Annotated in this window: 32 protein-coding genes; 30 read left to right on the top strand and 2 right to left on the bottom strand. The window is 60.0% G+C overall.

Going from position 1 to position 19,083, the window contains the following annotated elements; translation table 11 throughout:
- Window positions 1–9: 9 nt before the first annotated feature.
- The 26 genes from rplB (at window position 10) to rplQ (ending at window position 13,520) form a co-directional block, all read left to right on the top strand.
- Complete coding sequence (gene rplB / locus IE158_RS04175; RefSeq protein WP_189642418.1) at window positions 10–846, top strand: 50S ribosomal protein L2; 837 nt, start codon at window positions 10–12, stop codon at window positions 844–846.
- A gap of 13 nt (window positions 847–859) precedes the next feature.
- Window positions 860–1,147, top strand: a complete 288-nt coding sequence (rpsS, locus tag IE158_RS04180; RefSeq protein ID WP_013614177.1) for a 30S ribosomal protein S19 — start codon at window positions 860–862, stop codon at window positions 1,145–1,147.
- The gene (rplV, locus tag IE158_RS04185; protein WP_013614178.1) at window positions 1,144–1,551 is read left to right on the top strand and encodes a 50S ribosomal protein L22; all 408 of its coding nucleotides are present in this window, start codon (window positions 1,144–1,146) and stop codon (window positions 1,549–1,551) included. Before rpsS ends, rplV begins: the two co-directional genes overlap by 4 nt.
- Entirely contained in the window at window positions 1,551–2,330 is a 780-nt protein-coding gene (gene rpsC, locus IE158_RS04190; RefSeq protein ID WP_189642419.1) for a 30S ribosomal protein S3, read from the top strand. Before rplV ends, rpsC begins: the two co-directional genes overlap by 1 nt.
- Window positions 2,317–2,742: a 50S ribosomal protein L16 gene (gene rplP / locus IE158_RS04195; RefSeq protein WP_189642420.1), complete on the top strand. Its 426-nt coding sequence runs from the start codon at window positions 2,317–2,319 to the stop codon at window positions 2,740–2,742. The genes rpsC and rplP overlap by 14 nt, the downstream gene beginning before the upstream one ends.
- Entirely contained in the window at window positions 2,729–2,932 is a 204-nt protein-coding gene (rpmC, locus tag IE158_RS04200) for a 50S ribosomal protein L29 (protein WP_189642421.1), read from the top strand. The genes rplP and rpmC overlap by 14 nt, the downstream gene beginning before the upstream one ends.
- 20 nt (window positions 2,933–2,952) lie before the next feature.
- Window positions 2,953–3,252, top strand: coding sequence for a 30S ribosomal protein S17 (gene rpsQ / locus IE158_RS04205; protein WP_308430671.1), 300 nt, complete (start codon window positions 2,953–2,955; stop codon window positions 3,250–3,252).
- Window positions 3,249–3,653 (top strand): 50S ribosomal protein L14, encoded by a 405-nt coding sequence (gene rplN / locus IE158_RS04210; protein WP_013614183.1) that lies wholly within the window; start codon window positions 3,249–3,251, stop codon window positions 3,651–3,653. Before rpsQ ends, rplN begins: the two co-directional genes overlap by 4 nt.
- Complete coding sequence (gene rplX, locus IE158_RS04215) at window positions 3,653–4,000, top strand: 50S ribosomal protein L24 (protein WP_373295824.1); 348 nt, start codon at window positions 3,653–3,655, stop codon at window positions 3,998–4,000. Before rplN ends, rplX begins: the two co-directional genes overlap by 1 nt.
- Window positions 4,001–4,064: 64 nt before the next feature.
- A complete protein-coding gene (gene rplE, locus IE158_RS04220; protein ID WP_189642423.1) occupies window positions 4,065–4,607 on the top strand; it encodes a 50S ribosomal protein L5 in 543 nt (180 codons plus the stop codon).
- Between the two features lie 168 nt (window positions 4,608–4,775).
- On the top strand, window positions 4,776–5,045 hold the full coding sequence (gene rpsN, locus IE158_RS04225; RefSeq protein ID WP_189642424.1) for a 30S ribosomal protein S14: 270 nt from the start codon (window positions 4,776–4,778) through the stop codon (window positions 5,043–5,045).
- A gap of 182 nt (window positions 5,046–5,227) precedes the next feature.
- A complete protein-coding gene (gene rpsH, locus IE158_RS04230) occupies window positions 5,228–5,629 on the top strand; it encodes a 30S ribosomal protein S8 (protein ID WP_189642425.1) in 402 nt (133 codons plus the stop codon).
- 44 nt (window positions 5,630–5,673) lie between these two features.
- On the top strand, window positions 5,674–6,213 hold the full coding sequence (rplF, locus tag IE158_RS04235) for a 50S ribosomal protein L6 (RefSeq protein WP_189642426.1): 540 nt from the start codon (window positions 5,674–5,676) through the stop codon (window positions 6,211–6,213).
- Window positions 6,213–6,560 carry a 50S ribosomal protein L18 gene (gene rplR / locus IE158_RS04240; protein WP_189642427.1) on the top strand — a complete coding sequence of 116 codons (348 nt, stop codon included), beginning with the start codon at window positions 6,213–6,215 and terminating at the stop codon, window positions 6,558–6,560. The genes rplF and rplR overlap by 1 nt, the downstream gene beginning before the upstream one ends.
- The gene (gene rpsE, locus IE158_RS04245; protein WP_308430670.1) at window positions 6,550–7,071 is read left to right on the top strand and encodes a 30S ribosomal protein S5; all 522 of its coding nucleotides are present in this window, start codon (window positions 6,550–6,552) and stop codon (window positions 7,069–7,071) included. Before rplR ends, rpsE begins: the two co-directional genes overlap by 11 nt.
- Complete coding sequence (gene rpmD, locus IE158_RS04250; RefSeq protein WP_013614191.1) at window positions 7,068–7,235, top strand: 50S ribosomal protein L30; 168 nt, start codon at window positions 7,068–7,070, stop codon at window positions 7,233–7,235. Before rpsE ends, rpmD begins: the two co-directional genes overlap by 4 nt.
- 8 nt (window positions 7,236–7,243) lie before the next feature.
- A complete protein-coding gene (gene rplO / locus IE158_RS04255) occupies window positions 7,244–7,708 on the top strand; it encodes a 50S ribosomal protein L15 (protein WP_189642429.1) in 465 nt (154 codons plus the stop codon).
- Window position 7,709: 1 nt separating this feature from the next.
- Entirely contained in the window at window positions 7,710–9,026 is a 1,317-nt protein-coding gene (gene secY, locus IE158_RS04260; RefSeq protein ID WP_189642430.1) for a preprotein translocase subunit SecY, read from the top strand.
- A 265-nt stretch (window positions 9,027–9,291) separates the two neighbouring features.
- Entirely contained in the window at window positions 9,292–9,894 is a 603-nt protein-coding gene (locus IE158_RS04265) for an adenylate kinase (RefSeq protein ID WP_189642431.1), read from the top strand.
- 113 nt (window positions 9,895–10,007) lie between these two features.
- Window positions 10,008–10,250 carry a translation initiation factor IF-1 gene (gene infA, locus IE158_RS04270; protein ID WP_041221897.1) on the top strand — a complete coding sequence of 81 codons (243 nt, stop codon included), beginning with the start codon at window positions 10,008–10,010 and terminating at the stop codon, window positions 10,248–10,250.
- Between the two features lie 163 nt (window positions 10,251–10,413).
- On the top strand, window positions 10,414–10,527 hold the full coding sequence (gene rpmJ, locus IE158_RS04275) for a 50S ribosomal protein L36 (RefSeq protein WP_013614197.1): 114 nt from the start codon (window positions 10,414–10,416) through the stop codon (window positions 10,525–10,527).
- A 2-nt stretch (window positions 10,528–10,529) separates the two neighbouring features.
- Window positions 10,530–10,907: a 30S ribosomal protein S13 gene (gene rpsM / locus IE158_RS04280; protein WP_189642432.1), complete on the top strand. Its 378-nt coding sequence runs from the start codon at window positions 10,530–10,532 to the stop codon at window positions 10,905–10,907.
- Window positions 10,908–10,910: 3 nt separating this feature from the next.
- Window positions 10,911–11,306 (top strand): 30S ribosomal protein S11, encoded by a 396-nt coding sequence (rpsK, locus tag IE158_RS04285; RefSeq protein ID WP_126353197.1) that lies wholly within the window; start codon window positions 10,911–10,913, stop codon window positions 11,304–11,306.
- 174 nt (window positions 11,307–11,480) lie between these two features.
- On the top strand, window positions 11,481–12,101 hold the full coding sequence (gene rpsD, locus IE158_RS04290) for a 30S ribosomal protein S4 (protein ID WP_189642433.1): 621 nt from the start codon (window positions 11,481–11,483) through the stop codon (window positions 12,099–12,101).
- Between the two features lie 13 nt (window positions 12,102–12,114).
- Complete coding sequence (locus IE158_RS04295; protein WP_189642434.1) at window positions 12,115–13,098, top strand: DNA-directed RNA polymerase subunit alpha; 984 nt, start codon at window positions 12,115–12,117, stop codon at window positions 13,096–13,098.
- A 71-nt stretch (window positions 13,099–13,169) separates the two neighbouring features.
- Window positions 13,170–13,520 (top strand): 50S ribosomal protein L17, encoded by a 351-nt coding sequence (gene rplQ / locus IE158_RS04300; protein ID WP_013614202.1) that lies wholly within the window; start codon window positions 13,170–13,172, stop codon window positions 13,518–13,520.
- Window positions 13,521–13,650: 130 nt separating this feature from the next.
- Here rplQ and trxA read toward each other — a convergent pair whose 3' ends face one another.
- Entirely contained in the window at window positions 13,651–13,980 is a 330-nt protein-coding gene (gene trxA, locus IE158_RS04305) for a thioredoxin (RefSeq protein ID WP_189642435.1), read from the bottom strand.
- Between the two features lie 118 nt (window positions 13,981–14,098).
- Between trxA and IE158_RS04310 the strand changes: the two genes are divergently transcribed.
- From IE158_RS04310 to plsX, 3 genes are read left to right on the top strand one after another with little or no spacing between them, the layout of a single operon-like run.
- Window positions 14,099–14,494, top strand: coding sequence for a DUF309 domain-containing protein (locus IE158_RS04310; RefSeq protein ID WP_189642436.1), 396 nt, complete (start codon window positions 14,099–14,101; stop codon window positions 14,492–14,494).
- A gap of 36 nt (window positions 14,495–14,530) precedes the next feature.
- Window positions 14,531–15,175: a LabA-like NYN domain-containing protein gene (locus IE158_RS04315; RefSeq protein ID WP_189642437.1), complete on the top strand. Its 645-nt coding sequence runs from the start codon at window positions 14,531–14,533 to the stop codon at window positions 15,173–15,175.
- Window positions 15,165–16,196 carry a phosphate acyltransferase PlsX gene (gene plsX / locus IE158_RS04320; protein WP_189642438.1) on the top strand — a complete coding sequence of 344 codons (1,032 nt, stop codon included), beginning with the start codon at window positions 15,165–15,167 and terminating at the stop codon, window positions 16,194–16,196. Before IE158_RS04315 ends, plsX begins: the two co-directional genes overlap by 11 nt.
- A gap of 140 nt (window positions 16,197–16,336) precedes the next feature.
- Here the strand turns inward: plsX and ftsH are convergent, their stop codons facing one another.
- Window positions 16,337–18,289 (bottom strand): ATP-dependent zinc metalloprotease FtsH, encoded by a 1,953-nt coding sequence (gene ftsH / locus IE158_RS04325; protein WP_229838889.1) that lies wholly within the window; start codon window positions 18,287–18,289, stop codon window positions 16,337–16,339.
- A gap of 264 nt (window positions 18,290–18,553) precedes the next feature.
- On the opposite strand from ftsH, the gene IE158_RS04330 reads away from it, so the two are divergent.
- Window positions 18,554–19,060 carry a DUF4384 domain-containing protein gene (locus IE158_RS04330; protein WP_189642439.1) on the top strand — a complete coding sequence of 169 codons (507 nt, stop codon included), beginning with the start codon at window positions 18,554–18,556 and terminating at the stop codon, window positions 19,058–19,060.
- Window positions 19,061–19,083 lie beyond the last annotated feature (23 nt).

The following is a 19,083-nucleotide window of genomic DNA, read 5'->3' on the forward strand; positions in this document are numbered from 1 at the left end:
AGATTTAGCATGGCTATTAAGAAGTACCGTCCCTATACCCCCAGTCGCCGTCAGATGACCACGGCTGACTTTTCGGGTCTGACCAAGAAGCGTCCCGAAAAGGCCCTGACCGAGCCCCTGCACAAGACCGGTGGCCGCAACAACCGTGGCCGGATCACCAGCCGTTTTATCGGTGGTGGACACAAGCGTCTGTACCGCATTATTGACTTCAAGCGCCGTGACAAAGCAGGCGTGAGCGCCAGTGTGGCTGCGATTGAGTACGATCCCAACCGCAGTGCCCGTATTGCTCTGCTGCACTACGCCGATGGCGTTAAGCGTTACATCCTGGCTCCCGAAGGCATGAAGGTCGGCCAGAAGGTCAACGCTGGCCCCGAAGCCGAACCCAAGCTGGGCAATGCCCTGCCCCTGCGCTTTGTGCCTGTGGGTGCTGTGGTTCACGCTGTGGAACTGGTACCTGGCAAAGGTGCACAGATGGCCCGCAGCGCTGGTACCAGCGTGCAGGTTCAGGGCAAGGAAGGCGATTACGTCATCCTGCGTCTGCCTAGCGGCGAACTGCGCCGCGTTCACTCGGAGTGCTACGCCACCATCGGTGCTGTGGGCAATGCCGAGCACAAGAACATCGTTCTGGGTAAAGCTGGACGCAGCCGTTGGCTGGGCCGCAAGCCCCACCAACGCGGTAGCGCCATGAACCCGGTGGACCACCCTCACGGTGGTGGTGAAGGCCGCACCAGCGCAGGCCGCGTGCCTGTCAGCCCCTGGGGCCAGCCTGCCAAGGGTCTGAAGACCCGCCGCAAGCGCAAGAACAGCGACCGTTTCATCATCAGCCGCCGTAAGGGCCGCAAGTAAAGGAGGGTAGAGAATGCCCCGTAGCCTCAAAAAAGGCCCGTTCGTGGATGATCACCTCCTGAAAAAGGTGGACGCCCAGAACGAGCGCAAGGACAAGAAAGTCATCAAGACCTGGAGCCGCCGCTCGACCATTGTGCCCGAAATGATCGGTCACACCATTGCGGTACACAACGGCAAACAGCACACCCCGGTGTTTGTGAACGAGCAAATGATCGGTCACAAGCTGGGCGAGTTCGCTCCGACCCGTAACTACCGTGGTCACGGTGCCGATAAGAATGCCAAAGGGAGCAAGAGGAAATGACCGCTACCCAGACCGCAGAATTCCGCAACAAGAAGCAGCGCAAGCAGGAGCACAAGCTGCGTAAGCCCGGCTTTGCCCGCGCCAAGTATGTGCGCATGAGCCCCCGCAAAGTGCGCCTGGTCGTAGACCTGATTCGTGGCAAGTCCGTCCGTGACGCCGAAGACATCCTGCGCTTCTTGCCCCATATCGCCAGTGAGCCCATCAGCAAGGTGCTGAACTCGGCCAAGGCCAACGCCCTGCACAATGACGACATGCTGGAAGACCAGCTGTTCATCAAAGAAGCGTACGTGGACGCTGGCCCGACCCTGAAGCGTCTGATTCCCCGGGCCCGCGGCGCCGCCAACATCATCCGCAAGCGCACCAGCCACATCACCATCGTGGTCGGCGAAAAAGGAGCCAACTAATGGGTAATAAAATCAACCCCAACGGCTTCCGCCTCGGCGTGACCCGTGGCTGGAACAGCCGCTGGTATGCCGGCAAAAAGAACTACAGCCAGATGCTGCGCGAAGACGAAAAGATTCGTCAGCTGGTGCACAAAGAGTTGCAGGCTGCCGGTATTGCCCGCATCGAAATTGAGCGTGCTGGTCAGCAGATCAATGTGATCATTAGCGCGGCCAAGCCCGGTATCGTGATCGGTAAGGGCGGCGAGAGCATCAAGGCCATCCGCCAGCAGATCGAAAACATGGTGGAAGCTGGAACCGTGGCTGTAAACGTCGCTGAAATTCCCAATCCCAACACCAGTGCTCCTCTGGTGGCCCTGCGTATCGCTGAGCAGATCGAACGCCGCTTTGCCTTTCGCCGCGCTATGAAACAGGCCGCTCAGCGTGTGATGGAGTCGGGTGCCCGTGGCTGCAAAGTGATTCTGTCTGGCCGTCTGGGCGGTGCCGAGCAGGCCCGTACTGAGAAGGTGCTGGAAGGCCGCGTGCCCCTGCACACCCTCCGCGCCGACATTGACTATGGCACCGCAACCGCCAGCACAACGTATGGACAGCTGGGCATCAAGGTTCTGGTGTTCAATGGTGAAGTGATTGGTGGCCGCACTGAGGGAACTCAGAGCCGCTCTGCCCGTCCAGCAAACACCGAAGAAGGTGGCGAACGCCGCAGCCGTGGTGAGCGTCCCGCTGGTGGTCGCCGCCGTCCCACTGCCCGCCGCCGTCAAGGAGGACCCAATGCTGCTTCCTAAGCGCACCAAGTACCGTAAGCAGTTCCGTGGCCGCATGCGCGGTGAAGCCAAAGGCGGCGATTATGTGGCCTTCGGGGACTATGGCTTGGTGGCCATGGAACCCGGTTGGATCCGCTCCAACCACATTGAAGCCTGCCGTATCGTGATGAGCCGTCACTTCCGCCGTGGCGGTAAGATCTACATCCGAATTTTCCCCGATAAGCCCGTCACCAAAAAGCCCCTGGAAGTCCGAATGGGTAAAGGTAAGGGTGCCGTGGAATTCTGGGTGGCTGTGGTCAAGCCTGGCCGCGTGATGTTTGAAGTGGCTGGCGTGACCGAAGTTCAGGCCAAGGAAGCTTTCCGCCTGGCTGGTCACAAGCTGCCCATCAAGACCAAGATGGTCAAGCGCGAGGTATACGATGAAGCCCAGTGATATGCGTGAATTGGCGCTGACCGACTTCGATCAGGAAATCGAGAACCGCAAGAAGGAGCTGATGGAACTGCGCTTCCAGGCTTCGATGGGCAACCTGCCCCAGCCTCACCGTGTGAGCCAGCTGCGCCGTGAAGTGGCCCAGCTGAACACCATTCGTGGTGAGCGTCAGCGCAAGGAAGGTCAGCAATGAGTGAACAGAAGAAAATCGCCCTGAGAAAGACCTTCCAGGGCACCGTGGTCAGTGACAAGGCTGACAAGACGGTGAGCGTGAAAGTGGAGCGCCGCTTCGCTCACCCTCTGTACGGCAAAGTGGTGACCCGCAGCAAGAAGTACGCTGCCCACGACGAGCAAAACGAATACCGTATTGGTGACCGCGTGGAGATCATCGCGGTGCGTCCGATCAGCAAGAGCAAGACCTGGAAGGTCACTCGCTTGATCGAGCGTCCCCGTGGCATGGAAACCACCGTGGCCGAAACCGAAGTCGCCGCTGAGCAGGGAGGCGAAGCATGATTCAGGTTCAAACCCGTCTTGACGTGGCCGACAACAGTGGTGCCCGTGAGCTGATGTGCATCCGTGTGCTGAACTCCGGGATCGGCGGCAAAGGTCTGACCACCGGTGGTGGTGGCAACAAGCGTTACGCTCAGGTGGGCGACATCATCGTGGCCAGCGTGAAAGACGCTGCTCCCCGTGGTGCCGTAAAAGCCGGCGATGTGGTCAAGGCTGTGGTTGTGCGCACCAGCCACGCCATCAAGCGTGCCGATGGCAGCACCATTCGCTTTGACCGCAATGCCGCTGTGGTGATCAACCAAAACGGCGAACCCCGTGGCACCCGCGTCTTTGGCCCGGTGGCCCGTGAACTCCGTGACCGCCGCTTTATGAAGATTGTTTCCCTGGCTCCGGAGGTGCTGTAATGGCCCGCAAAGCAGCAGGTGAGCACCACAACAACAAACTGCACGTCCGTAAGGGCGACACTGTGGTGGTGCTGAGCGGCAAGCATAAGGGTGCAACCGGCAAAGTGCTGGAGACCTCGCCCCGCGATCACAAAGTGCTGGTTGAAGGTGTAAACACCGTCATCAAGCATGTCAAGCCCAGCTTCGCCAACCCTGAAGGTGGCCGCGTCGAAAAAGAAATCGCGCTGCATGCTTCCAAGGTGGCGCTGGTTGATCCCGAGACCGGCAAAGCCACCCGTGTCCGCAAGCAGATTGTTGATGGCCGCAAGGTCCGCGTCGCAGCTGCCAGCGGCAAAGTGATCGACTAAACCTATGGGGCCGCTCTCCTAGAAGGAGCGGCCTGGGCGACCCGTCCGCCCGAAACGAGGAACTATGTTGCAACTCAAAGAAAAGTACCAGAGCCAGGTGCGTCCTGCACTGGTTGAGCAGTTCAGCTACTCCAGCGTGATGGCTGCACCCCGCATTGAGAAGATTGTGATCAATGAGGGTCTGGGTTCGGCTGCGCGCGATGACTCCAAGGCCATTGACAAAGCGGCCAAAGAATTGGCCCTGATCACTCTGCAAAAGCCTGTGATCACCAAGGCCAAGAAGAGCATCTCGAACTTCAAGCTGCGCCAGGGCATGCCCATCGGTGTCAAGGTGACGCTGCGCGGTGACCGCATGTGGGTGTTCCTGGACAAGCTGATTAACGTGGGTCTGCCCCGTATCCGCGATTTCCGGGGAATTAACCCCAACGCCTTTGACGGCCGCGGGAACTACAACCTGGGCATCAAAGAGCAGCTGATCTTCCCCGAGATCACGTATGACATGGTGGACCGTACTCGTGGTATGGACATCACCATCGTGACGACGGCCAAGACCGACGAAGAAGCCCGCGCTCTGCTTCAGGGTCTGGGCCTGCCTTTCCGCCGCTAAGGCCAGGGAAGTCTGCCGCATCTTTTCAAGTTCTGCTGAGTAGGGTAGAGTGAGGAGTTGCAGCTTCCGTGGCTGCACTCCTTATTGCCGTTCCGAGGCTGTGCTGTTTGCTTAAGCCGCCACCGCCCAGAACCGCCCTGAGAGACCCGAAGAAAGGAAGAGAGAAACATGGCTAAAAAGAGCAAAATTGCCAAGCAGAAGCAGCGCGAGCAGAAAGTGGCCAAGTACGCCGCCAAGCGCGCTGAACTGAAAGCCGCTGGTGACTACTATGGTCTGAGCCAGCTGCCCCGTGACGCCAGCCCAACCCGCCTGCATAACCGCTGCGAGTTTACTGGCCGCCCCCGTGGCTACATCCGTCACTTCGGCGTCAGCCGCATCGTGATGCGTGAAATGGCCCACCGCGGCGAACTGCCCGGCGTGCGCAAAGCCAGCTGGTAATCCTGCTGGTGTCCGTCCCGGCGGATACGAACCAAGGCGCATTGCCTGGTGATCGTCCGATTCTGGGAAATGTCCCTAACAAGAGAAACTTCGGCCAGATATCTTGAGCCGTTTTTCCTGGGAAAATCTGGGAGCCTTCCCTGGCTCCCTCTGTCCTGGGGCGAGGTGCCCCTGGAGGAATAATGGTTAGTGATCCTATTGCTGACATGCTGACGCGCATCCGCAACGCAACCCGCGGATACAAAGAGAGCGTAGATGTGCCGGCGTCCAAGTTCAAAGAACAGCTGGCAAAACTGCTGGTCAAAGAAGGCTATATCGCCTCGGTGGAGCGTATGCGCCCCGAAGGCCAGCAGTTTGATGTGCTGCGCCTGCGCCTGAAGTATGGTGAGCGCCGCGAACAAGTCATTAAGCATATTGAGCGCGTAAGCCGTCCTGGTCGCCGTGCTTACCTCAGTGCAGACCGTCTGCCCCGTGTTCGTAACGGCATGGGTCTGGCTGTGGTTTCGACCAGCAAAGGTCTGCTGCCTGACCGCGAAGCCCGCAAAGCAGGCGTGGGTGGCGAAGTCATCTGCGTGATCTGGTAAGCAGCGCTTCACGATTTATCCCGGACTGAACAGAAGGAGACAGCATGTCCCGTATTGGTAAACAACCCATTACCGTGCCCAATGGCGTCACGGTGAGCGCCGAGAACGGCGTATTTAAAGCCAAGGGTCCCAAGGGCGAACTGACGGTTCCCTATCATCAGGGCCTGACCGTCAAGCAAGAAGGCGAGCAGCTGCTGATTGAGCGCAGCAATGACAAGCCTGAACAGCGTGCCCAGCATGGTCTGGCACGCAGCCTGATCGCCAACGCAGTGCAGGGTGTAAGCGAAGGCTACACCATTAACCTGGAGCTGCGTGGTGTAGGTTTCCGCGCCAAGCTGGCTGGTAAGGCTCTGGAGCTGACCATCGGCTACAGCCACCCGGTTGTGATTGATCCCCCTGAAGGCGTGACCTTTACCGTCCCTGAGCCCACCAAGATTGACGTGAGTGGCATTGACAAGCAGCTGGTCGGTCAGGTGGCCGCCAACGTGCGCCGCGTCCGCAAGCCCGATGCTTATCACGGCAAGGGTGTGCGTTTCCTCGGTGAACACATTCCCCTCAAACCTGGTAAGGCTGGAGCGAAATAATGAGCAACACTTCTGCAACCCGCCGCAAGCTGCGCGCACGCCGCAAGGTGCGCATCGCTATGGGCGAACGTCCCCGCCTGAGCATCTACCGCTCAAGCAAGCACATCTACGCCCAGATCATCGACGACAAAAGTGGCACCACGCTGGCTGCTGCTTCGACTGGTGCCCTGAAAGAAAGCGCAGCGGGCAGCAAGACTGACCGTGCCGCTGCTGTTGGCAAGGCACTGGCCGAGGCTGCCGCTGCCAAGGGCGTCAAACAAGTCGCATTTGACCGTGGTCAGTACCGCTACCACGGACGCGTCAAAGCGCTGGCTGATGCCGCGCGGGAGGGTGGCCTTGACTTTTAATCGTCGCAATGACCGTCAGGACAGCGAATTCGAAGAGAAGATGCTGTTCGTTAACCGGACCTCGAAAACCTACCAGGGTGGCCGCCGCTTTCGCTTCGCCGCACTGGTGATCCTGGGTGACCGCAATGGTCGCGTGGGTATGGGTATCGGTAAAGCCAAAGAAGTGCCTGTGGCTATTGAAAAAGCCAAGACCGTGGCCCGCAAGAACATGATCACTGTTCCTGTGGACGGCGGTACCATTCCTCACGATATCGTGGGCGAAGGAACCACCAGCCGCGTGCTGCTCAAGCGTGCCGCTCCTGGTACCGGCGTTATTGCAGGCACTGTACCCCGCTCAATCGCTGAACTGGCTGGCATCACCGACATGCTGAGCAAAGAACTGGGCAGCCGCAACCAGATCAACGTGGCTTATGCCGTGTTCGATGGTTTGAAGAAGCTCCGCACGCCGCAGCAGGTCCGTGAATTGCTGGAAGGTGAAGGCGTGTCGCCCCTGACTGGAGGCTCGCTGTGAAAATTACCCTGAAGCGCAGCGTGATTGGCCGCCCGCAAGAACAGCGGGATACGGTCAAAGCGCTGGGCCTGAGCAAGATTGGTCAGTCCCGTGAAGTGCAGGACACCCCTGCCATTCGCGGCATGATTCGCAAGGTCGAACATCTGCTGGAGGTTCAGCAATGAGCAAAGTCATGAAACTGCATGACCTGCAGCCCGCTCCCGGTTCACGCCGCAACCGCAAGCGCGTGGGCCGTGGTCCCGGCGGCACCGACAAGACTGCTGGCCGTGGTCACAAAGGTCAAAAGAGCCGCAGTGGCGCTGGCAAGGGCCTGTTCTTTGAAGGTGGCCGCAGCACCCTGATCAGCCGTCTGCCCAAGCGCGGGTTTAACAACGTGGGCACCACCTACGAAGTGGTGAACCTCAGCCAGTTGAGCGCTCTGGAAGGCGACAGCTTTGACCGCGCTGCACTGGAGCAAGCTGGTCTGGTGCGCCGCAAGAACCGCCCTGTCAAGCTGCTGGGCAGCGGTGAGTTGAGCCGTGCTGTGACCGTCCGTGTGGACGCTGCCAGCGCCTCAGCTATCCGCGCCGTGGAAGCGGCTGGGGGCCGAGTTGAACTGAACCAGGCCCAGGCCGGCGAGACGGAGAAGGCCGAGTAACATGCTCCGGGCCTTCCGCGAAGCCTTCCAGACTCCGGAGCTGCTGCGGAAGATTGTCTTTACGCTGCTCCTCCTGGCGGTCTACCGCCTGGGGAGCGCCATTCCTACGCCGGGGGTCAATGTGGCGGCACTGCAAAATGCCACCAACAATGACCTCTTTGGCCTGCTGAGCTTTATTTCGGGCGGCAACCTCACGCAGTTCTCGATTTTTGCGTTGGGGGTGCTGCCTTATATCACGGCCAGCATCGTGATTCAGCTGCTGACCAAAACGGTTCCCCAGCTGGAAAAGCTCAGCAAGGAAGGCGAAGAAGGGCGCAAGCGTATCAACCAGCTCACCCGCTACGCGGCTGTGGCCTTGGGGGCGTTTCAGGCACTTTTCTTTTCTCTGTTTATCACCAGTAATCCTGCCTTTGTGGCGGTGGGTTGGGACCCGGGCCTGTTTACTGTCCTGGTTATGGTGCTGACCCAGATTGCTGGGGTGGCACTCACCATGTGGATTGGCGAACGCATCACTGATGTGGGCATCGGCAACGGAATCAGCTTGATCATCGTGAGCGGGATCATTGGGGTCTACCCCAGTGAAATCGCTGCGACAGTTGAGTTGTTCCGTAGTGGTCAGCTCACGCTACTGCCCCTGCTGGCCTTCATCGGTATCATTGTCCTTACCATCGTCGGCATTGTGTATGTATACCAGGCAGAGCGCCGCGTTCCCATCACTTACGCCCGTGCGCGTGGCGGTGCCGCTGGGACGGGTCGCCGTGCAGGACAGGCCACTTGGCTGCCTATCAAGGTGAACCAAGCGGGTGTCATTCCGGTGATTTTCGCTTCTGCGATGCTGATCATTCCCAACTTGATCGCCTCGGCTACTGTAGAGCGAGCACCACAGGTCAATGAGTTTATCCAGACTTATCTGACCTTTGGGAGCCCTTGGTACATGCTTCTAGAAGGCTTGCTGATTTTCGGCTTTACCTTCCTGTACAACTCCGTGCAGTTTGATCCCAAGCGGATCAGTGAGCAGCTGCGCGAATCGGGAGCCTTTATCCCTGGCGTTCGTCCTGGGGTTCCTACAGCTCAGTTCCTGGGCAGCATCAGCTCGCGTCTCAGCCTTTGGGGTGCGGCCTTCTTGGTGGTGCTTACTTTGATGCCGCAGTTGGTCCAAAGCCTGACGGGCATTACCACATTTATGTTCAGTGGCACAGGTCTGCTGATTATTGCTGGTGTAGCCCTCGAAACCCTCAAACAATTGGAAGCCCAACTTACGGTGCGCCGCTATGACGGATTTATCCGCAAGGGCCGTCTGCGTGACCGCACCACTTGAGCCATCGCTTGCTCTGGCAGTCTGACAAGACCGTTCCTTTCGGGGACGGTTTTTTTATGGGCCTCCTGCATTTGCTTGCCGTTGTTCCTGTGACGGTGGCACCCCATCATCTTCAGGCTTGAAGTTGTCTGGGACGTAGTGAAAGGCAGCGGGTAGATCGCAAAGTCGGGGCGGCCCGATCAGCCGCAGGCGTTTGCGCCTTATGATGAACTTGACGGCTGCCTCAAGGTCAGCCACAAACAAGCCAAACGAAGGAGTGTACGCAATGACTCAAGCAACGAATCAGGTTGTTATTTTTCTAGGCCCTCCTGGAGCGGGTAAAGGCACACAGGCCGAGCGTCTGGCCGCCGCACACAGACTGACCAAAATCAGCACGGGTGATATCCTGCGTGACCATGTGGCCCGCGAGACAGAGTTGGGCCAGCAGGTAGCTCCAATCCTGGCCGCGGGCCAACTGGTGCCCGATGAGATTCTGGTGGCACTGATCCGGGACCGCATTTGCAGTATGGAGCCCCTGCGCATCATTTTTGATGGCTTCCCCCGGACCCAGGCTCAGGCCAATGCACTAGACCTGCTGTTAGAGGAATTGGGTGCCCCTGTCAGCGCGGCGATCCTGCTGGAAGTGCCCGATGAGGAACTGATTGGCCGCATCGTGGAGCGCGGGCGACAGGCGGCAGCTGCTGGCCAGACGGTCCGCAGTGACGATACCGAAGAAGTGGCTCGCCGCCGCCAAGAGGTCTACCGTCAGGAAACGGCTCCTCTGATTGAGCATTACCAGAGTGCGGGCCGCTTGGCCGAGATCGACGGCACCGGCACCATGGACGAAGTCTACGCCCGCATTGAGCAGGCCATTTCCAGCGCCCAGTGAAGTTTATTCCCCCTCGCCTCGTCGCCAATTCTAGGGCTTGCGGGGCTTAGGGGGGCGTGATACCTTATTCTTTGGCTTGTACTTAGCTTGGAGGTTATGTGGCGAGACGAAAAATGCCGGAACAAAACGAGAAGCGTAAGAAGGAAGACTCGGATGTCGTGCGCGCCGAGGGCGTGGTTGAAGAGGCGCTGCCCAACACCACGTTCAAGGTGAAGCTTGACACCGGCCATGAAATCCTGGCTTACATCAGTGGCAAGATGCGGATTCACTATATTCGGATCTTGCCCGGCGACCGGGTTGTTCTGGAAATCAGCCCCTACGATACGACGCGCGGACGCATCGTCTACCGCAAGTAACCGGGGAGCTTGGGAAGTAGTGGGGCTGTGTCTCCACATTCCTACGTGAGCCACACCAACGGGAAGTACCCGCAGATTCCCAGAAGACCAGGGCCAGCAGTGGTCAGGTCAGGGGGTCGAGCGCTGCTCAGCATGAAGCAAAGGCGGCGCGAGGAGGAAGTATATGAAAGTGCGCAGTAGTGTCAAAAAAATGTGTGACAACTGCCGAGTCATCCGCCGTCATGGCCGGGTGTTCGTCATTTGCACCAACGTCAAGCATAAGCAAAGGCAGGGCTGAGTATGGCGCGTATTGCTGGTGTAGACCTGCCACGCGAAAAGCGTGTTGAAATTGGCCTGACCTACATTTACGGTATTGGCCTGACCCGCAGCCGCGAGATTCTGGAGCGTACCGGCGTGAGTGCCGATACCCGCGTCAAGGATCTGAGCGAAGCCGAACAGTCCACCCTGCGTGAAGCCATCGAAAAGACCTATAAGGTCGAAGGTGACCTGCGCAGCGAAGTGGGCCAGAACATCAAGCGTCTGATGGACATCGGTGCTTACCGCGGTCTGCGTCACCGCCGTGGCCTCCCTGTCCGTGGTCAGAAGACCAAGACCAACGCCCGTACCCGCAAAGGTCCCAAGAAGACCGTTGCTGGCAAGAAAAAGGCAGCGAGGTAAGCCATGGCGAAGACCACCAAAGGCAGAGCACCCCGCCGCAGCCGCCGCAACATTGCAGCTGGCCGCGCTTATGTGCATGCCAGCTACAACAACACCATCGTCACCATCACCGATCAAGACGGCAACTCCGTGGCTTGGTCAAGTGGCGGCACCATCGGCTATAAAGGCAGCAAGAAGGGTACGCCCTACGCTGCTCAGCTGGCCGCTGCTGACGCGGTGAAAAAAGCCCAGCAGTCTTTTGGCATGAACTCGGTTGACGTGATTGTGCGTGGCTCCGGCTCCGGCCGCGAGCAGGCCATCCGCGCCATTCAGGCCAGCGGCATCGAAGTGCGCTCCATCATGGACGACACTCCTGTGCCTCACAACGGCTGCCGCCCCAAGAAGAAGTTCCGCGCCTAAGCGCTACGCGCGCACCCACCTGCTCCGCTTCCCGCTGCGTACGCCTTTGTAGCGCAGTTAGGCCCACCACAGGCTGAGGAAGCGGCGCTGGCGGCTTCAGAAAAAGCCTTCAGCAGCAGAGGGTCGCATTGACCAGGACACTGCCTCTGCACGTGTCCGATACCAAGGAGAAATATGGGTCGTTTTAGTGGTTCTATCGTTAAACAAAGCCGCCGTGAAGGCATCAACCTGGCGGAAACCGAAAAGGTTCAGAAGTATCTGGACCGCCGGCCTTACGCGCCTGGCCAGCACGGTCAGCGCCGTGGCCGTGGCCGTCCGAGCGACTACTCGGTGCGTCTGCGTGAAAAGCAGAAGCTGTCACGTCTGTACGGCATGAACGAGAAGCAGTTCCGTAACCTGTTCGAGGAAGCCACCCGTCAACCTGGCGTGCTGGGTACCGTGTTTCTGCAACTGCTGGAGCGCCGCTTGGACAATGTCGTGTTCCGTATGGGCTTTGCCAGCACCCGCCGTCAAGCCCGTCAGTTCGTGGGACACGGCCATATTCTGGTCAACGGTAAAAAAGTGGACATTGCCTCCTACCGCGTCAAGATCGGTGACGAGATCACCGTGGCTGACAAGAGCCGCTCGATGGGCTTTGTTCAGGAGAACATGGAAGCCATGAAGCGCCGCCGCCCCAGCCCCTGGCTGGAAGTGAACGCTGAGACGTTCACGGGCACCTTCAACCGTCTGCCCGCCCGCGAAGACTTGGCCCTGCCGATCAACGAAAACTTCATCATCGAGTACTACTCGCGCTAACCCTGGAGGTCCCATGGATCAGAAGCGCCCTCAACTCAAAGCCCGCGTCGAAGGAAACTATGGCGAGTTCGTGCTCGAACCACTCAAGCGTGGTTACGGGGTCACCATCGGCAACCCTATTCGGCGCATTCTGATGTCCTCGATTCAGGGTACAGCCGTCACCAGTGTTTACATTGAGGACGTGCTGCACGAGTTCTCAACCATTCCTGGCGTCAAAGAAGACGTGATCCGTCTGATTTTGAACCTCAAGGAACTGGTGGTGAAGTTTCATGCCCCCGGCCCTAAAACCCTGACGCTCCGTGCTCAGGGCCAAGGAGTTATTCGGGCCTCGGATTTCGAAGTGCCCAGTGACGCCGAAATCGTCAACCCCGATCTGGAAATTGCTAACCTGGCCGATGGCGGTCAGCTGGTAATGGAAGTGCGCGTGGAAGAAGGCGAAGGCTACGTGCCTGCCGACAAGCACGCCACCAAAGACCGGATCAACTCCATTCCGGTGGACGCGATGTTCAACCCGGTTCGCCGCGTGGCCTACCATGTGGAGAATACCCGTGTAGGTCGCCAGACCGACCTGGATAAGCTGATTCTGCGCATCTGGACAGATGGCAGCGCTAGCCCCCAGGATGTGTTGGATCAGGCCATTGATATTCTGCGTGAAGAGCTGCTGGTCTTCGGTTCTGTCGAGGAACTGGAAGACAGTGAAGGCGGCACCGTGGACTACATGACCGCCGAGTCAGTGGAACCTGAAGCTGAAGTGGCGCTGGACAGTGCCGCTCCTGCCGAGGAAAGTGCCAGCAGCGGTGAGCCCAGTGTCAGCCTGGAAGGGCTGGGTCTGACCACCCGCGTGCTGCACTCGCTGAAAGAAGAAGGCATTGACAGTGTTGATGCCCTGTGTGCACTGAGTGACCGTGACCTGAAAAAGGTGCCCGGTATCGGTGAACGCAGCCTAGACGAAATCAAGCAGCAGCTGGCCCAGTTCGGCAAAGCCCTGCGTGACTAAAATTCCGCTCCCTGGGAGATAAGGTGCTTGCGCCTTTTCCCGAAACCCCTCACCTATAAAGGAGAACTGCTATGCGTCACGGAAGAGCTGGCCGCAAGCTGAACCGCAACAGCAGCGCCCGCACCGCCTTGGCCCGTGCCCAGGCGACTGCGCTGCTGCGTGAAGGCCGCATTCAAACCACCCTGACCAAGGCCAAAGAACTGCGCCCTTACGTCGAGAAGCTGATTACCACTGCCAAGGGCGGCGATCTGCACGCCCGCCGTCTGGTGGCCCAGGACATTCACGACAAAGAAGTCGTGAGCAAGGTCATGGAAGAAATCGCTCCTCGCTATGCTGAGCGCAGCGGTGGTTACACCCGCATCCTGAAGACTGGCGTTCGCCGCGGCGACGCCACCACCATGGCCCTGATCGAACTGGTCTGAGCCTGAATCCCAAGCAAGGAAGCTGACCTTCGGGTCGGCTTTTTTGTTGCTATCGCCACTCCTCTCGCCTGCCTCTATATCAGGCACAAAAAAAGGCCTGCGCGGTATGGCAGGCCCAGGGAAAAGTCGCTTAGTTGGCAGCGGATTCAAGGTGCTTGTTCAGCAGGTTTTCAAAAGCCCGCTTGGGTGCAGCCCCGACCATTTGCTCGATGGGCTCGCCGTCCTTGAACAGAATCAAGGTGGGGATGCTCATCACGCGGAACTGGCCAGCCGTGGTGGGGTTTTCGTCCACATTGACCTTGCCAATTTTGACCTTGCCGTCATAGTCGCCCGCCAGTTCTTCGAGAACAGGTCCGATAATGCGGCAGGGGCCACACCAGGGGGCCCAGAAATCCACCAGCGTCAGCCCGCTGCCCAGTTCATCCTTGAAGTTGCCGTCTGTCAGTTCAACAGGTTTCATGCCCGTCAGTATAGGTCCTATGTGCCTGCTGACCGGGAGCCTGCTTGCCTTCTGAGCGAACCTGAAAGCTTGGCTAATGGCCAGTCGCCTGGGGCAGGGCATCTGATATGACAGAAGTATGAATCCGAGTGAAGCTGCTTTTCCCGCGAGCTGGCAGGCTGGAGCGCAGCTGTTTGCCGCTGGGCACTGGTGGGAAGCCCACGAGGCTTGGGAACCGGAGTGGTTGGCGGCGACTGGAGAGCGTCGCTGCGCCCTACAAGCCCTAATTCTGCTTGCTGCGGCCCTGCACAAGCGCTGGCGAATGGGGAGCCTGACTGAGCGTAATTTTGCCAAGGCGCAGGTCTATTTGCGGGGGTTGCCGCCCGGAGTGTTTGGCGTGGACTGGGCACGGCTGGAGCAGGAGGTGGCAGCCTGCTTGCGGAGCGATGCCCCTGTGCCTTTCGGGCTTCCACTGTTGCCAGTGTGGCTAGACGGGAGGCCGTCCGCTTCAGCACTGCCGCGTTCAGATGAATGAGTGCCCGGTACAATAGGGAAGAGAAGAGGTTTAGAGATGAATTCACAGCGAATTGCCCTGTATGTAGACGGGGCTAGTATTTATTCGGCGGCCAAGCGCCTGGGATGGAACTTCGATCACCGCAAGGTACTGGAGTATTTCCGGGAGCGTGGCAGCCTGCACAATGCTTTTTATTACACGGCACTTCCGGCGCAGACCGACGACAAACAAAAGCGTTTTACTGATGCACTCACCTACATGGGCTATACCGTTCGGACCCAGCCGCTGCGTGAAGTGACCGATGAAAGCGGCGCTTTTTATCGGCGCACCAGCCTGGATGTAGAACTGGTTACCGATTTGCTGACCGGAGATAAGCACTTTGACACGGCGGTGCTGATCAGCGGTGATGGCGGCTTCGAGCGCCCACTGGAAGTGCTGCGGGCCCGGGGCAAGCGTACTGTGGTGGTCAGCATTCCCGAAATGACCAGCTACGAGCTGCGCAATGCGGCCGACGAATATCTGGACTTGCGTGACCTCCGCCAGAACTTTGAGCGACCTGGTTACCGCCTGCCCAGTGACGGGCGTGCAGACACGGGAGCCGAAGACCGTGGGGGCTGGCCTCAGCGCTCGCCATCTTCCCGGAGTGGTGACGCTCTGGAGCGGCTGTCTTACACGAGTGCAGGGGTGGACCATGAGCGCTGAGGCTCCGGCTCCTTACCCCCTGCCGATGGCGCTGGATGCGATGGGCGGCGACTACGGCGTAGAGCCCAACGTGGCTGGAGCTGTGGCGGCGGCCCGCGCTGGCGTGCCGGTGTTGCTGGTTGGACGGGAACCACACATTCACGCCGAGCTTGCCAAGCATGCTGGGAGCAGCAGTCTGCCGCTGCGTGTGGTGGACACGCCTGACGTGATCGGCATGGACGAACATGCAAGGGATGTGCGCTCGCGCCGCGAGGCAAGTATCAATGTCTGCACCCGCCTGGTCAAAGAAGGCCGGGCAGCGGCGGCAGTCACGATGGGACACAGTGGCGCGGCAATGGCCTCGGCGCTGCTGACCCTGGGACGGCTGGGTGGGGTCGAGCGGCCAGCCATGTTGACCCACCTGCCAGCCAAGAACGGCTTCGTGACGTTGTTGGATGTCGGGGCCAACGCCGATGTGAAGCCGGTCTATCTGGCCCAGTGGGCGCTGTTGGCGACGGTGTATCTGCAAGTGGTCGAAGACCGCCGTGACCCTACTGTGGGTCTGCTGAGTATTGGGGAAGAGGACCACAAGGGCAGTCAGTTGGTGCTTGACGCCCACGCCCTGCTGCGGGAACTTCAGGGCAAGGGTGTGAACTTCTACGGCAATGTAGAAGGCCGGGATATCTTCCAGGGCACCACCGATATTGTTGTGACCGATGGCTTTACTGGCAACGTGGTTCTCAAGCTGGCTGAGGGCGAAGCCAAGGTGTTGCTGGGCTGGGTCAAAGAAGCGCTCGGCAGCAGCCTCAAAGCCAAAGCTGGCGGGCTGCTGGCTCGCGGCGCGCTGAAGGGACTGGCCGAGCGGCTGAACCCCAGCACTTATGGAGCCAGTTTGCTCCTGGGGGTCGGCGGCCTGACCTTTATCGGTCACGGGTCGTCGGACGAGCAAGCAGTCAAGAACTCGCTCCTGCGGGCTGCCCGTGCCCACGAATCGGACTTGATGGGCCTGCTCACAGCGGCCATGTCGGCCCGACAGGACTGAGCCCAGGCCCTATTGCTCAAACGTTGGCTCACAAGCCGTCCTGTCTTTTTGGTGAACAGAGCCAGTAAGAATGGGGATAGGATGAAGAATGGAGTGGTGTCCCCTGCTTTCCTAGGGGTCACACCATTCTGAGAACGGTTCTAGGCGGGGGAGGGGCGGTGGGCCGATGTCTCTGCGGGCAGGTCATCCAGTGAACCACCAGCCAGCAGGGAGGAGAATTCCTCGCCGCTTAGGGTTTCGCGCCGCAGCAACACTTCGGTCACCCGGTGAACCTGCGGCAGCTGGTCGCGGACCAGCTGCACGGCCTGCTCATGCGCCTGGGTCACCAAGTCCCGCACTTCCTCGTCAATGGTGCGGGCGGTGGCCTGGCTCATGGAAAACGGCTGAGAGCCGCCGCCCAGATAACTGGACGCTTCACCGGCCCAGGCCACTTTGCCGGTTTTCTGGCCCATGCCCCACTCGGTGACCATGCGCCGGGCCAGACCGGTGGCTTGCTGAAAGTCGTTCTGCGCTCCAGCTGTGACTTCGCCTATCACCACTTCTTCGGCGGCGCGGCCCGCCAGCGCCACAGTTAGCATGTCCTGCAGGGCGGCGCGGGTGACGTGGAGGGTGTCTTTGCTGTCGGGCAGCATGTAGCCAGCGGCGCGGCCACGTGGCACGATGGTCAGTTTGGCGACCCGGTGCGCGTGGGGCAGCAACTGGGCGGCAAGGGCATGGCCCACCTCATGGTAGGCCGTAATCCGGCGGTCTGCTTCCGCAATCACCAGGCTGCGCCGCTCTGGACCCATCAGCACCCGGTCCCGCGCCTCATCAATATCCGACATCAGAATCCGGTGGCGTTCTGACCGCGCCGCCAGCAAGGCCGCTTCATTCAGCAGGTTCTCCAGGTCCGCCCCCACCATCCCCGCGGTGCGCCGGGCAATCAGCGCCAGGTCCACACCGGGGTCCAGCGGTTTGGTGCGGGAGTGAATCCGCAGGATTCTCTCCCGCCCTGCCGCGTCGGGCGCGTCCACTACGACTTGCCGGTCAAAGCGTCCCGGACGCAGCAGCGCTGCGTCCAGCACATCCGGGCGGTTGGTTGCCGCCAGAATGATGATGTCCTGTCCTTCTGCCGCTGCCTCGCCCCGGAAGCCGTCCATTTCCACCAGCAGCTGGTTGAGCGTCTGCTCGCGTTCGTCGTTGCCACCCTGCATGCCGGTGCCCCGCTTGCGGCCCACGGCATCAATCTCGTCCATGAAGATGATGCAGGGGGCTGCTTTGCGGGCCTGCTCGAACAGGTCACGGACACGGGCCGCGCCGACCCCGACGAACATCTCCACAAAGTCGGAGCCGGAGATGGCGAAGTAGGGAACGCCGGCTTCGCCGGCGACGGCTTTGGCAAGCAGGGTCTTGCCGGAGCCAGGCGGGCCGACAAGCAGCAGACCGTGAGGGATGCGTGCGCCCAGAGCGCGGTATTTGTCGGGCTGGCGGAGGAAATCCACGACTTCTTGCAGGTCGGCTTTGGCTTCTTCGCAGCCTGCCACGTCCGCAAACGTCACCCCGACCTTTTCAGGGGAAATCACCGCCACCTTGCTCTTCCCAAAAGCACTGGCCGCTGCGCCGCTTTGCTGCGCCCGGATGGTTCGCCACATGACCAACAAGATGAGCAGGGTGATGGCGATGGGCAGCACCTGGCCTATCCAGGCAAGGGGGGAGCGCGGAGAACTGACTGTGAGCGGAATATCGGCCTCGCGCAGCAGGGTGAGTGTGTCGCCATCGGGGGGCAGGGCCACGGCTTCAGGGCCAGGCCGGTCACTCACAAAGACAGTTGCGCTGCCAGAGCTGTTGAGGGCCACCGACGTGATTTTGCCGGCCCGCAGGTCACGCAGGAACTGCTCGGAGGTGTAGGCAGGGAGTGGACCGGCTGTGCTGTCGGTAGCGGCATTGGCGCTCTGGACCGCTGAGGTCCCCACGCGCTGAAGTGGTGCTGGGGCCTGCTCGGTAGAAGTTGCTGTTGGTCCGCAGGCGACCAGCAGGCCAGTAACCAGCAGGCCAGTAAGCAGTGTGCCCAAAGCAGCACAGCGGGGTGCAGGACACCAAGCAGAGACAGGCATGGGGCCAATCTAGAGCAGTTCTCCGAATTACGCTATGCGGAGAACCCCACTCCACATAGCTCCATTCTCCGTCCTGCTCTTTGTTTTGTACTCGCTCTGCTCGCCAAAAAGACATAACGTCTTTTTGTCAAATGCTCTAGAGCATGGGCCATGTTCTCAATGTTGCCTGTGGTGGGCCGGTGCTGTGCGTGCGGTGGCTGCTGAGCATGTGCCCCTGAATGGGGGTAAGTGTAGCCCGCTCCACGTAGCCGCTATGCTGAAAGCATGTCTAGGCCTTTTTTGCTGCTGATGCTGGCCCTTGGGCTGGGAACCGGCCTCAGCTCCTGTACCGTCCAAACCGAGCGCCCCAACCTGGGCCTGAATGCGTCTCAGCGTAATCTGCTGGTCGGCATCACGCCTGACCGTGGAGAAGGAGCCAGCTACCGCCAGGGTGAGGAGGTTCGCCTGCGCGTTGCTGTGCGTGAACCTGGCTACCTGACCTTGGTGGCCCGTCAGCCGGACGGCAGCGCTCAGGTGCTGGTGCGTGACGCCTATGTGGAGCGCGGAACCACCATCTTCCCGCGTGCAGATGACCGCGTCACCTACAACGTGCAAGCGCCGAACGGTCTTCAAGTGGTCCGGGCCATCTTTACCCGGGCGCGTCCTGCCGGTGACTTGGCGGTCAGTGGTGTCTATGACCAGAACCGCTGGAACGCCGTGGGCTACAGCGACGCCTCGCTGGTGCAGGCGGACCGCGACGTGCAGGAGACCTACTTTTACATCACCCGCTGAGGTCTGCTCCGCAGGGGCAGTGG

The sequence above is a fragment of the Deinococcus piscis genome (genome assembly GCF_014653275.1).
In the GTDB taxonomy this organism is placed as follows: domain Bacteria; phylum Deinococcota; class Deinococci; order Deinococcales; family Deinococcaceae; genus Deinococcus; species Deinococcus piscis.